The organism is Paracoccus suum (genome assembly GCF_003324675.1).
GTDB lineage: Bacteria > Pseudomonadota > Alphaproteobacteria > Rhodobacterales > Rhodobacteraceae > Paracoccus > Paracoccus suum.
In genome coordinates this window covers 162,266-174,296 of the sequence record NZ_CP030918.1, presented here as the reverse complement: position 1 = coordinate 174,296, position 12,031 = coordinate 162,266, and the positions used below count along the sequence as shown (strand labels likewise).

Below are 12,031 nucleotides of genomic sequence, written 5' to 3'. Positions count from 1 at the left end.
ATGGACCGCCATCCCCGCGATCTGATTGGCTACGGCAGACAGGTGCCCCAGATCACCTGGCCCAACGGCGCGCGCGTCGCGGTCAATTTCGTCCTTAACTACGAAGAAGGCTCCGAATATGCGATGGGCGATGGCGACGGTCGCAGCGATGCGACCCTGACAGAGGTCAGCGCGCCGCGTGTTCCCGTTGGACAGCGGGATCTCGCAGCCGAGAGCATGTTTGAATATGGCAGTCGCGTCGGCTTCTGGCGCATTCATCGCCTGTTTGCCGAGCGCGGCCTGCCGTTGACGATCTTCGCCTCGGCACTGGCGTTGGAGCGCAACCCAGAGGCGGCAGCCGCCCTGCGCGAAACGGACTGGGACGCCGTCTGCCACGGCTGGCGCTGGGTCGAGCACTACCTGCTGGACGAGGCGACGGAGCGCGAGCATATCGCCCGTGGCCACGCGGTCCTCACCAAGCTGCTGGGTCGCCCGCCCGAGGGGTTCTACTGCCGCTATGGTCCGTCGTTGGCCACCCGCCGGCTTGTGGTCGAGCATGGCGGATTCAGCTACGATAGCGACGCCTATAATGACGAATTGCCCTATTGGACCGAGGTCGGGACCAAGCCGCACCTGGTCGTTCCGTACTCGCTGGCCACGAACGATTCCAAGCTCGTCTCCGGACCGCTGGTGTCCGGGCGCACCTTCGGCGAGTTCCTGATCGACAGCTTCGAGGGCATGAGGGCGGAGGCCGACCTGCATCCGCGCATGATGTCGGTGGGGATGCACTCCCGCGTGGTGGCCCATCCTGGCCGCATGGTGGGGATCGCGATGCTGCTGGACCATCTTCAGGGTCGCGACGACGTCTGGATCTGCCGCCGTGCTGATCTTGCAGCCCATTGGCGTACGGTGGTGCCCGCCCCGCAGTGGCGCGAGGTAGCCGAGTGATCCGCGCGGCCGCAGCTGATGCGGGGGCCCTGGCGCCCTATGCCGCACTCGTTGCACCGCCGGCAAGGGCGGGCGAGCGCACGATGTGGGATCCGCTGATGCCACCGGTCGCCGGGTTGAAACTACAATTCCACACCAACTGGGTCGAGCCGGGCGATTGCACGCTGAGCCGGGTCGAGCGCCACCCCTATGCAGCACAGGCGTTCCTCCCGCTCGACGTAGGGCGTTACCTCGTCACGGTTTTTCCGGCGGCGCCCGACGGCGGGCCGGAGCGCCGTGCGGCAAAATCCTTCGTTGTCCCGGGAAATCGCGGGGTTATTTACCGTCAGGGTATCTGGCACGCCGGCATCTCCGTCCTTGACGACCCCGGCAGCTTTGCCGTGCTGATGTGGCGGGGTGCGCCCGATGACGACCAGTTCGCAGATATCGCGCCCCTGATGATCGACATCCCCTCATCCCGGTGAAACGCACATGACCTCTCGTCCCCAAGTCCTTGTCCCGCTCGTCACTCCGTTCCGGCCCGATCTGTCGGTGGATCGCGAGCGCCTTGTCACGATCGGCAAACGCCTGATCGCCGATGGCGCCGACGGCCTCGCGCCGTTTGGCACCACCTCCGAGGCCAACTCGCTGAGCGTGTCCGAACGCATTGACGCGCTGGAGGCGCTGGTCGCCGGCGGAATCGATCCTGCCGTTCTGGTCCCCGGCACGGGTTGCGCGGCACTCCCCGACACGATTGCGCTGACCAGACATGCGGTATCGCTGGGTGTGCGCGGCACGCTGACGCTGCCGCCGTTCTATTACAAGCCGGTCAGCGATGACGGATTGGCGGCCAGCTTTGCCCGGGTGATCGAGGCCGCGGGGCCGGCCCTGCGCCTTTACATGTATCACATCCCCCAGACCTCTGGCGTGCCGGTCACGGCCAACCTGATCGCGCGACTGCGCGAGGCGTTTCCGGGGATGGTCGTCGGGTTGAAGGACAGTTCCGGCAATTGGGACAACACCGCCGCGATGCTCGACGCCTTCCCCGAGATGGAGATCTTTTCTTCCTCGGAGTCCCTGCTGCCGCGCAACGTCGCGGCAGGCGGGGCGGGCTGCATCAGCGCCACCGCCAACGTGAACGCCCATGGCATTGCGGCCCTGATCCGGGGCCTTGGCACGCCTGACGAAGCGCGGCTGCTGGACGCAGTCACCGAGGTGCGACGTCGGTTCGAAGGGCCCGACCTGATCCCGGCGATCAAGGCCGCCGTAGCGCGGCGCATGAATGATCCCGAATACGCCCGCACCCGCCCGCCGCTGGTCGCCATGGATACCGCCGCCCCCGCCATCGCCGAGGCCGCGGCCCTTGCCGGCGGGGTGAACGAAGATGCGTGAAGCAACCGCCGCACGTGCGCGCATTCTGGGTCCGATCGAACAGATCCCGCTGCGCCTTCAGATCGCCGACAAGTTGCGCAATGCAATCGTCTCGGGTGAGTTGCGTCCCGGCACCGTGCTGGTCGAAACTGCGCTCGCTGAAGAATTGAATGTCAGCCGCGCCCCGATCCGCGAGGCGATCCAGATTCTCGAGGCGGATGGCCTGGTCGAGACTGCCGCCTACAAAGGCAAGTGGGTCAAGCCCCTCTCGCCGCGCGAGGTGACCGAGACCTACCAGATGCGCGAAGTGTTCGAGGTCATGGCGGTGCGCCTGATCCTCGAATCGGGCGCAGATCTGGGGCTGCTTTGGGAGGCCTGCGACCGAATGACGGCGGCAGCCGTCGCAGAAGACCGTCCGTCGCTGATCGCGGCCGACGAGTCCTTTCACCGCACCCTGATCGGATTGGCCGAGCACCAGTTGCTGGCCCGCAGCTGGAACGACATCTATCTGCGCATCCATCAGATCATGGCGCTGCGCAACGACCGCCGCGTGCCGCTGAGCGATATTGCTGCCAACCACCCGCCCATCGTCAGGGCCATGGAGGATCGCGACGACGAACTGGCGGTCCGGCTCATCTCCGAGCATACGCGGAAACTCGCGACGCTCGACCCCGCGGCCGTGGCGGCCTGGTCCGAATGAGCACGCGGCGCGCCATCGTCACCGGCGCCGGCGGTTTTGTCGGCGGCGCAATTGCGGCGGCGCTTGCGCGCCATGGCCACGCCGTCACCGCGCTGGACCGTAGCTTTGACGAAGAGGCGCGCGGGGCGCTCGCCCGGGCCACGTTGATTGAGTGCGACCTGGGCCCCGGCACCCACTTGCCGCCGGCCGAGCTGGTGATTCACGCCGCAGCCCTGACTACCGGGCCGCGGGCCTTGGGCATCACGCCTGCCGCGCATCTGCGCGCCAACCTCGATCCACTGCTGGCGGTGTTAGAATCTGTTAGCGCAACCCCGCCGAAGGCTTTCGTCTTCCTGTCCTCCTCGGGCGTATTCGCGCCGCAGGACGGGCGGCCCGACCTCGACGACGACGCCGTGCCGACTGGCGCATCGCCATACGCCGCGGCCAAGCTTGCTGGCGAACGTATCGTGCCGGCAGCCCTCGCCGGGCTTTGCGATGCGCATGTCGTCCGGCTTGGCCACATCTACGGCCCGGACGAGCGGTCCCGTGCGAGCCGCAGGCACCTCTCGCCCGTCGCGCTTTGGCGGGCTGCAGCGGCGCAGGGGCAGGCGCTGGAGATCGTCTCGGGGGATCCTCGCCGCGACTGGACCTGGGCGCCCGACATCGGCGCCGCACTGGCGCTACTGGTGGACGAGCCGGGCGGGACGACGCACCGGCCGATCCATCTCGCCAGCCCGCACATCCGCCACGACAGCCAGATGTGCGCGTTGATCGCCCCCGGCGCCCCGACCCGCGAGGCGCCTGCGCAGGGCGCGATCAAGGGGCCGATGATCGCCAGCCAGCTTTCGGCCCTGACGGATTTTCCATGGACCAGCCCGGAGAACGCGCTGCCAGCGCTGGCGGCGGGACGGAGGGCGGCATGAACGAGGCACGTTTCATTCTGGTGGGGCTGGGCGCGCGCTCGCGTCTTTGGCGGCAGGTGATGGCCGCGGACGGCCGCTGCCGCATCGTCGGCATCGTTGACACCAACGAGGCTGCGCTGGCCGAAGCGGCGGAGCAGCTGCCTGACGTCGTAACCGGCGCCGATCTGGGAACGGTCGCCGCGGCCGTGCCTGCCGATGCAGTTCTGCTGATCACCCCTCCCGGCGGCCGCACGGGCCAGATCGCCGCAGCGGCCTCAGCCGGCCTCGCCATCCTGGCGGAAAAGCCGCTCGCTGACAGCGTGGCCGAGGCAGAGGCGCATGTCGCGACCTGTGCCGCCGCCGGTGTCACGCTGACCGTTGGACTGAATTTTCGCTATCTTGCGGTGACGCAGGCGCTGATGGCGCTCTTTGCGCCGGACCGTCTAGGTGCGCCGGCCTTTGGCCGCTTTACGTATGAACGTTGGCGCAACGGCTACCGTCCTGGGATCAACCGCTACCCCCTGACCATGCCCCAGCCGATGCTGTGGGAGCAGTCTATCCACCATTTTGACCTGATGCGCTTTGTCTATGGCGCCGACGCGGTCGCCATCTCGGCCCGGACCTGGAATCCACCGTGGTCGATGTATCGGGGCGACGCCAATGTCTCGGCGCTGATCACCTTGGATAACGGCATCGAGGTTACCTACCAAGGCACCTGGGCCGGCAGCCACGACAGCCCGGGCTTTGACTGGCGCACCGACTGCGCCGAGGGCATCGCCGTCCAGACCGACATGTTCGACGGGCTCGTCCAGGGACGCCGGCACGAGCCGCTGGCCCCTGTGCCGCTGCCCCCGATCGAGCCTTGGGTGGACGATGCGGCCGGTCTGCTGGACGATTTCCTGCGGCACCTCTTGCATGGCGGTCCCGCCCCCTGCACCGGCGCCGATCATCTCAACTCGCTCCGCATGGTCGAGGCGTGCATCGAATCCGCACGCACCGGCCAGACCATTGATCCACGAACCCTGACCGCAGTGGAGCCGGCAGGGTCAACGACCACGGGAGGTACCGAATGAACAAGCTCGGACTGCTTGCATCCGTCGCAGCCTCGGGGCTGCTGCTGGCGATGCCGGCCATGGCGCAACCGGCCGCTGACACGATTGTCGTGGGTCTGTCTGCGGACGTGACGACTTTCGACCCCGATAACATCGCGTCGCGCGACAATGCCAATATCGCGCGCCACATCTTCGGCACCCTTTATACCGTGTCGGCCGAGGGCAAGTTCGAGCCCTCGCTGGCCGAAAGCCTGGAGGTTTCGGAGGACGGCAAGACCTACACCTACACCATGAAGGAAGGTCTGACCTGCCATGACGGCGAGCCGCTGACCGCCGAGGACGTCGCCTACAGCTTCAACCGCGGCAAGGACCCGGCGGGCAACTTTACCGGCAACACGCCCGGCTTCATCTATTCGTCCATTGCATTCGACAAGGCAGAGGCTGTCGACGATCGCCACGTCAAGATCATGCTCGGCGATAAGAACCTGATTGCCGAGGGCCTGCTGGCCGAGGTCTATATCCATTGCAAGGACAGCTACGAAAAGATGTCGCCCGACCAGGCGGCGACATCGCCCATCGGATCGGGCGCCTACAAGCTGGCGAGTTGGGCCAAAGGCTCGGAAGTCGTGCTGGAGCGGGTCGATCCCAGTGCCAAGGCAGCCCGCATCGTCTGGCGCATCATCCCGGAGGCCAGCACCCGCACGGCCGAGCTGATCGGCGGCAACGTGGATCTGATCACCAATGTGGCGCCCGACCAGCTCGATGCGATCAACGCCAGCAAGGTGGCAAAGGTGCAGGCCATCCAGGGCACGCGCCGCATGTATGTCGGCTTTAACATGGGCGAGCAGTTCAAGACCCAACCCGGCGGCGACGCGATCCAGGACCCCAAGGTCCGCCGTGCGATGCAATACGCCATCGACGTCCCGGCGATCTGCAAGCAACTGCTGAACTTCGAATGCGAGCGTGCCACGGGCCTTGTGAACCCGCCAAATGACAACAAGGCGCTGAAACCCTATCCTTACGATCCGGAGATGGCGGAAAAGCTGCTCGACGAGGCTGGCTGGCCCCGCAAGGACGGCGGCGAGCGCTTCAGCATCAAGCTGCAGGGTCCACGTGGGCGCTATCTCAACGACCAGAACGTCATCCTGGCGATCGCGCAGTATCTCGGCGACATCGGCATCAATGTCGAGCCCGAACTGATGGAGTGGAGCAGCGTCTATGTCCCGCTGATCCGCGAGCGTAACGCGGGTCCGATGTTTTTCCTCGGGACCGGCGGCGCCAAATGGTCGGCCCTCTACGACATGAGCGATCTGTCCGAGGTCGACGCCGGAACCAACTACACCCGGTGGAGCGATCCGCGCTGGTTCGACCGCTGGGAGGACATCAAGAACGCCGCGACCGAGGAGGACCGGCGCAAGATCATCGACGAGATGCTGACGGTGTTCTACGAGGACGGCCCCTGGTTGCTGCTGTATTTCCAGCCCGATTTCTACGGCGTCAGCAACCGCATCGACTTCGTCGCCCGGCCCGACGAGGAAATCTTCCTCCACGACGTCGCCGTGAAGTAACAGCCGGACTGCCGCGCGTAGCAGTGCGCGGCAGTCCCCGTTGCCCGAGGAACCGCCATGTGGACCTTCATTGCCCGTAGATTGCTGCAGAGCATCGTTGTGTTGCTGGGCGTGACGCTCATCAGCTTCATCGCGCTGCAGATCGGTGGCGATCCGACCTACCTGTTCGTCAGTGAACGTGCCAGCCAGCAGGAAATCGAGATGGTGCGCCATGCTCTCGGTTTCGACCGGCCGCTGTACGTGCAATATCTCAGCTACATCGGACAGGTCGTCCGCGGCGATTTCGGCAACTCGCTCAGCTATCGTCAGCCCGCCATGGGCCTTGTCCTGGGGGCTCTGCCTGCCACGATCGAACTGACCGTCTTTGCCCTCGTTTTCGCCATGGCATTGGCGGTGCCGTTCGGGGTCTTTGCCGCGCTGAACCGCGGCACGGCGCTCGACGGCGGCATCATCACGCTGGCGATGTTCGGACAATCCGTCCCGAACTTCTGGCTGGGGATCATGATGATCCTGTTTTTCGGCCTCTATCTGCACTGGTTCCCGATCTCGGGTCACGTGCCATTCCTGCAGCCGCTTCTGCAAGGCGACTTTGTCACGGCTTTCAAGAACCTGCCCCGAACTCTTTACTACCTGGTCATGCCAGGGATCGCCGTGGGCTTTTACTCGCTGTCGCGCAACGCCCGGCTCGTGCGCTCGTCCATGCTCGAGGTGCTGAACCAGGACTACGTCCGCACTGCCCGCTCCAAGGGCCTGACCGAGCGTGCGGTCGTCGTCCACCACGCCCTGCGCAATGCCTGGCTGCCGGTCATCACAATGGTGGGGCTCGAGTTCGGCTTTCTGCTTGGCGGGGTCGTCGTGATCGAGACCGTCTTCAGCTACCCGGGCCTTGGACGCCTGGTGTTCAACGCCGTGAACCAGCGTGACATCCCGGTCGTCCAATCGGCAGTGATCGTGCTGGCCGTGATCTTCGTGCTGCTCAACCTGCTTGTCGACCTGATCTACGCCAAGGTCGATCCCCGCGTGAAACTGTGAGGGCGCAACCATGACCGCAGCCGCATCTGACCCCACCCACGAAGTCCGCGCCGGCGGTGTCAATCAGAACCTGCGCCGGGCCATCCGCAGCATGGTGCAGGCCGGCTGGCCCCTGTTAGCGCTGTTGATTCTCGGGGTGGTGCTGTTCGTCGCCGTGGCCGGGCCCAGCATCGCGCCGATGGACCCGAACCGTCAGAACATCATGTTGCGCCTCGCTGCACCCATGGCCGAAGGGCCGCGCCACACGACGTTCTGGCTGGGCACCGACGCATTGGGCCGGGACGTGCTCAGTCGCCTCATCTATGGCGCGCGTGTCTCGCTGCTGGTGGGAATCGCGTCCATCGCGGTGGGCGGCACGCTTGGCGTCACGGCCGGCCTGCTCGCCGGTTATTTCGGCGGTCGCATCGACGATATCATCATGCGCCTCGGCGATATCCAATTGGCGTTTCCCTTCATCCTGCTGGCGATCATGTTCCTGGTCGTGCTTGGACCGGGACTGCTGAACCTGATCCTGGTCCTGGGGATCGGGCAGTGGGTCACCTACGCGCGCATCGTGCGCGGCCAGACATTGTCACTGCGCGAAAAGGAGTTCGTCGAGGCCGCGCGCGCGATGGGCGATTCCACCAGCTCGATCATCTTTCGGACCATCCTACCGAACATCATCGCGCCGCTGACGGTCGTCGCCTCGTTCAACGTCGCCAGCGTGATCCTTTCCGAGGCCGCGCTATCCTTCCTCGGCCTCGGGGTGCCGCCCTCTGTTCCGACATGGGGCAGCATGCTGGCCGAGAGCCGCGATCAGCTGATCGCCAACAAGTGGTGGCTCGCCATCTTTCCGGGCTTTGCGATCGTGCTGACGGTCCTCAGCTTCAACATCATGGGCGACTGGCTGCGGGACTTCTTGGACCCGCGCCTGAAAGAGCGTCGTTAAAGGAGCAGACATGAAAGTCGGTATCATCGGGGCCAGCTTTGCCCGTGACGCCTATTTGCCGGCACTGGCGCATGTGCCTGGGGCCGAGGTTGTCGCTATCGCGTCCGGCCGCGAGGAAAGCGCGCGCGCCGCAGCCGACGCCTTTGGCATCCCCCATGCGACGGCGGACTGGCGCCAGATGCTGGCAGACCACGCGTTCGACCTTGTCTGCATCGCGACGCCCACCGTGCTGCACGCGCCGCAGGCGTTGGCCGCGCTTGAGGCCGGGGCCCATGTGCTGTGCGAAAAGCCCACAGCGATGGACGCGGTCGAAGCGGGCCAGATGCTCGAGGCTGCCAAACGCGCCAACCGGCTGAACATGATCGACCACGAATTGCGCTTTAACCCCAACCGCCAGCGTGTGGCCGAAATGATCGCCGCGGGCGAGTTGGGCGAAATCCGTCATGTCAACATCGCCAACATCTCGAGTGGTTGGGCAGATCCCGCGAGCCGTCCTGCTGGCGACTGGTGGAGCGATGCAGCCCAAGGCGGCGGCCGGCTAGGCGCGAACGGCAGCCACCAGGTGGACATGCTCCGCTGGTGGTTGGGCGAGGTCGCCTGGGTGACAGGTGCCGCGCCCATCATGGTCCCCGAGCGCCGAGACAAGGCAACCGGCGCCCCCTGGACGGCCACCGCGGACGATGTGGCGTGGTTCACGCTTGAAATGCAGTCCGGCGCGGTCGCGCAGCTCTTCCTCTCGGGCGTTGCTGCCCACAATGTAGGCAACAGCACACATGTCTTTGGCTCTCGCGGCACGATCCGCCTCGACAATGCCGACGAGACGCTGTGGTTCGCGCCGGCGGGGGGCGAGTTCCGCGACATTACCGTCAAGGATCCCAATGCGGGGCTGCCGGGTCTGAACAAGGGGGTATGGAACGTCTCGGTCGTCTCGGCTCTGCGGGAAATGGCTGCGGCGATCACTGAAGGGCGCCCCCTTGCACGCGGGGCGACTTTTGCGGACGGCCTCGCCAATCAGAAGGTGCTGGACGCTGTGCGCCTGTCGGGCCGCGAGCGTCGCTGGGTGCGCCCGGAGGACATCGATGCCTGAGACCGTTCTGGTAACCGGCGCGGCGCAGGGCCTCGGCGCCGCCATAGCCCGCCACATGGCCGCACGCGGCGACCGGATGCTGCTGATCGATCGGGACGCGGTGGGGCTGGCCGCGACCGCCTCGGCCTGTCCGGGCGCGCTGACCGCGACGGCTGACCTGTCAGATGCCGAGGACACCGCTCGGGCGATCGCAAGCTTGCCCTGCGAGGAGGTCGGCACGTTGATCCACAATGCCGCCATCCTGCGGGTCGAGCCGATCGAACGGGTCAGCCTTTCCACCTTCCGCGCGACGCTGGACGTGGGCATCCAGGCTGCATTCCAGCTGACTCAGGCCGTCTGGCCCGGCATGGCGGCGCGCGGCGGCGGTGCCCTCGTCTTCGTCTCCTCACGCTCGGGGATCGAGGGCTTCGCCAATGAGACCGCCTATTGCGCGGCAAAGCACGCGCTGGAAGGGTTTTCGAAATGCCTGGCGATGGAAGGCGAGGCATCGGGCATCGTCTCTTACACCATCACGCCAGGCATGTTGATGCACACCCCCATGTCCGAGACGACTTATGATGCCGAGGCGCGGGCGGCATGGGTGGACCCGATCCGCCTCGCGCCCGCCTTTACCTGGCTTTCGGACAGGCGGCCACGCGAATTCTCCGGGCAGCGGCTGAGCGCCTGGGACCTCTCGCAAAGGGAAGCCGCCTGATGTCCATGCAGGAAATCTATGACTGGATCGACGCACATGCCGATGAATGCATTGCCGATCTGCAGACGCTGGTGCGCCAGCCCTCCGTCTCGGCGCAGGATATAGGGCTGCGCGACTGTGCGGAGTTGCTGCAGGACATGATGCACCGCGACGGGCTGCCCGCGGATCTGTACGAGACCGACGGCGGGCCGCCCATTGTCTTTGGCGAAGTGCGCGTCGAAGGACCGGCACAGACGCTGCTGTGTTATTCCCATTACGACGTGCAACCGCCCGAGCCTCTGGAAGCGTGGAGCCATGGGGGCCCATGGTCGGCCGCCATCGTGGACGGTGTTCTTTATGGCCGCGGAGCGACGGATAACAAGTCGGGTGTGCTGGCGTTCAACAAGGCGGCCAAGGCCTTCCTGCAGGTCAGGGGCAAGATACCCTGCAACCTCAAGCTCTTCATCGAGGGCGAGGAGGAGATTGGCAGCGTCCACCTGTCAGATTGGGCCCAGCGCAACGCGGTCCTTCTGGAGGCGGACGGAATGCACTGCCTCGACGGATCGCTCGAGGTGGGAACCGAGGCGCCGGACGTTTCGCTTGGGCTCAAGTCCATCCTGTCCGTCGAACTGGTGGCGCGGGGCGCGAAAAGCGATGTGCATTCGCTGAACTTTCCGTTGGTCCCTTCGCCAGTCTGGGATCTGGTGTGGGCGCTGAACACGATCCTCGACCGCGACCGTCGCATCCTGATCGACGGGTGGGAGGAGGGAATCTGGCAACTGGGCCCGGATGACGAGCAGCAGTTGCGCGACAAGGCGGCACGTGTCGACACCGCCGCCATGCGGGAAGAGTGGGGCATCGACAGCTTTGCCCTCGGCCGCGACGGGATCGACGCAATCCGGGCCCGAACCTATGAGCCGACGGCCAACATCCAGGGTATCGTCGCGGGCTATACCGGCCGCGGCACCAAGACAATCGTGCCGAACGAGGCGCGCGTGCGCATGGATTTCCGCCTGATCCCCAACATGCAGCCCGACGCAGCACTGGCCAAGCTGAAGGCGCATCTCGTTGCGCACGGCTTTGGCCATATCGAGGTCAACGCCCATGAGGGCCGCGAGCCGCCCTACAAGATCAGCGTGCGCGAGGACATCAGCCAGGCCATCATCGCCGCCGCGACCGAGGTTTATGGTGAATTGCCGGTGGTCAATGGCGTCTCGGCCGAGGGAGCGATCCTGCGACACGTCTGGATTCCCTGCGTGCTGACCGGTTTCGCCAATCCTGACGCCAATCTGCATGCGCCCGACGAGAACATCGTCATCGAAAAATACATCAAGGGGATCAAGTACGCGGCCGCGATCATGCACCATTTCAGCCTCGTCGGCGACGGTGCGGAGGGCAGGGCGCGGCCGTGACCGGGATCCGTCTCTTCAGCCCGTCCGGGGTGCATCCGGTAGCCGGCTATCACCACGCGGCAATCGCCGGCGGCATGCTGATCGTCGCCGGTCAGGTGGCGCGAGACCCGCAAGGGAACTGGGTGGGGGCCGGCGATGCCGGTGCGCAGGCTGCGCAGGTCTATCGCAACATCGGGTTGATCCTGGCCGAAGCAGGCGCCGGCCCGGATAACGTGGTCAAGATCACCACCATCATGATTGACCGTGCCGACGGGCCAGCGATCACCGCCGCGCGCCGCGCCTTCTTTGGCGAGCATCGCCCGCCACACACCGGATTCATCGTCAACGGGCTGGGCTCGCCAGAAGTGCGCGTCGAGGTCGAGGTTGTCGCCTGGCTCGGCGACGGCTGATCGGGGCCGCGGCCCGGGGCCGCGACCCTTCA

Annotated in this window: 13 protein-coding genes; all 13 read left to right on the top strand. The window is 65.8% G+C overall.

Annotated features, from left to right (window positions below; all coding sequences use genetic code 11):
- From DRW48_RS00800 to DRW48_RS00740, 13 genes are read left to right on the top strand one after another with little or no spacing between them, the layout of a single operon-like run.
- On the top strand, positions 1-927 hold the full coding sequence (locus DRW48_RS00800) for a polysaccharide deacetylase family protein (protein ID WP_114074750.1): 927 nt from the start codon (positions 1-3) through the stop codon (positions 925-927).
- Positions 924-1,391, top strand: coding sequence for an ureidoglycolate lyase (locus tag DRW48_RS00795; protein WP_162784653.1), 468 nt, complete (start codon positions 924-926; stop codon positions 1,389-1,391). Before DRW48_RS00800 ends, DRW48_RS00795 begins: the two co-directional genes overlap by 4 nt.
- A gap of 7 nt (positions 1,392-1,398) precedes the next feature.
- Entirely contained in the window at positions 1,399-2,298 is a 900-nt protein-coding gene (locus tag DRW48_RS00790; RefSeq protein ID WP_114074748.1) for a dihydrodipicolinate synthase family protein, read from the top strand.
- On the top strand, positions 2,291-2,977 hold the full coding sequence (locus DRW48_RS00785) for a GntR family transcriptional regulator (RefSeq protein WP_114074747.1): 687 nt from the start codon (positions 2,291-2,293) through the stop codon (positions 2,975-2,977). The genes DRW48_RS00790 and DRW48_RS00785 overlap by 8 nt, the downstream gene beginning before the upstream one ends.
- The gene (locus DRW48_RS00780) at positions 2,974-3,879 is read left to right on the top strand and encodes an NAD-dependent epimerase/dehydratase family protein (RefSeq protein ID WP_114074746.1); all 906 of its coding nucleotides are present in this window, start codon (positions 2,974-2,976) and stop codon (positions 3,877-3,879) included. Before DRW48_RS00785 ends, DRW48_RS00780 begins: the two co-directional genes overlap by 4 nt.
- Positions 3,876-4,931 carry a Gfo/Idh/MocA family protein gene (locus DRW48_RS00775; protein WP_114077258.1) on the top strand — a complete coding sequence of 352 codons (1,056 nt, stop codon included), beginning with the start codon at positions 3,876-3,878 and terminating at the stop codon, positions 4,929-4,931. The genes DRW48_RS00780 and DRW48_RS00775 overlap by 4 nt, the downstream gene beginning before the upstream one ends.
- On the top strand, positions 4,928-6,478 hold the full coding sequence (locus tag DRW48_RS00770) for an ABC transporter substrate-binding protein (protein ID WP_199286135.1): 1,551 nt from the start codon (positions 4,928-4,930) through the stop codon (positions 6,476-6,478). Before DRW48_RS00775 ends, DRW48_RS00770 begins: the two co-directional genes overlap by 4 nt.
- A 57-nt stretch (positions 6,479-6,535) precedes the next feature.
- Positions 6,536-7,510 (top strand): ABC transporter permease, encoded by a 975-nt coding sequence (locus DRW48_RS00765; RefSeq protein WP_114074745.1) that lies wholly within the window; start codon positions 6,536-6,538, stop codon positions 7,508-7,510.
- A 10-nt stretch (positions 7,511-7,520) separates the two neighbouring features.
- Entirely contained in the window at positions 7,521-8,438 is a 918-nt protein-coding gene (locus tag DRW48_RS00760) for an ABC transporter permease (RefSeq protein WP_162784652.1), read from the top strand.
- 10 nt (positions 8,439-8,448) lie between these two features.
- Entirely contained in the window at positions 8,449-9,525 is a 1,077-nt protein-coding gene (locus DRW48_RS00755; RefSeq protein WP_114074744.1) for a Gfo/Idh/MocA family protein, read from the top strand.
- On the top strand, positions 9,518-10,219 hold the full coding sequence (locus DRW48_RS00750; RefSeq protein WP_114074743.1) for an SDR family oxidoreductase: 702 nt from the start codon (positions 9,518-9,520) through the stop codon (positions 10,217-10,219). The genes DRW48_RS00755 and DRW48_RS00750 overlap by 8 nt, the downstream gene beginning before the upstream one ends.
- Positions 10,219-11,610: a M20/M25/M40 family metallo-hydrolase gene (locus DRW48_RS00745; RefSeq protein WP_162784651.1), complete on the top strand. Its 1,392-nt coding sequence runs from the start codon at positions 10,219-10,221 to the stop codon at positions 11,608-11,610. Before DRW48_RS00750 ends, DRW48_RS00745 begins: the two co-directional genes overlap by 1 nt.
- A complete protein-coding gene (locus tag DRW48_RS00740; protein WP_162784650.1) occupies positions 11,607-11,999 on the top strand; it encodes a RidA family protein in 393 nt (130 codons plus the stop codon). The genes DRW48_RS00745 and DRW48_RS00740 overlap by 4 nt, the downstream gene beginning before the upstream one ends.
- Positions 12,000-12,031: the final 32 nt, after the last annotated feature.

Coding starts and splice junctions, on each gene's coding strand:
- DRW48_RS00785 (WP_114074747.1), top strand. CDS start 2,291: ATGCGTGAAGCAACCGCCGCACGTGCGCGCATTCTGGGTCCGATCGAA.
- DRW48_RS00755 (WP_114074744.1), top strand. CDS start 8,449: ATGAAAGTCGGTATCATCGGGGCCAGCTTTGCCCGTGACGCCTATTTG.
- DRW48_RS00780 (WP_114074746.1), top strand. CDS start 2,974: ATGAGCACGCGGCGCGCCATCGTCACCGGCGCCGGCGGTTTTGTCGGC.
- DRW48_RS00760 (WP_162784652.1), top strand. CDS start 7,521: ATGACCGCAGCCGCATCTGACCCCACCCACGAAGTCCGCGCCGGCGGT.
- DRW48_RS00745 (WP_162784651.1), top strand. CDS start 10,219: ATGTCCATGCAGGAAATCTATGACTGGATCGACGCACATGCCGATGAA.
- DRW48_RS00775 (WP_114077258.1), top strand. CDS start 3,876: ATGAACGAGGCACGTTTCATTCTGGTGGGGCTGGGCGCGCGCTCGCGT.
- DRW48_RS00770 (WP_199286135.1), top strand. CDS start 4,928: ATGAACAAGCTCGGACTGCTTGCATCCGTCGCAGCCTCGGGGCTGCTG.
- DRW48_RS00765 (WP_114074745.1), top strand. CDS start 6,536: ATGTGGACCTTCATTGCCCGTAGATTGCTGCAGAGCATCGTTGTGTTG.
- DRW48_RS00750 (WP_114074743.1), top strand. CDS start 9,518: ATGCCTGAGACCGTTCTGGTAACCGGCGCGGCGCAGGGCCTCGGCGCC.
- DRW48_RS00800 (WP_114074750.1), top strand. CDS start 1: ATGGACCGCCATCCCCGCGATCTGATTGGCTACGGCAGACAGGTGCCC.
- DRW48_RS00790 (WP_114074748.1), top strand. CDS start 1,399: ATGACCTCTCGTCCCCAAGTCCTTGTCCCGCTCGTCACTCCGTTCCGG.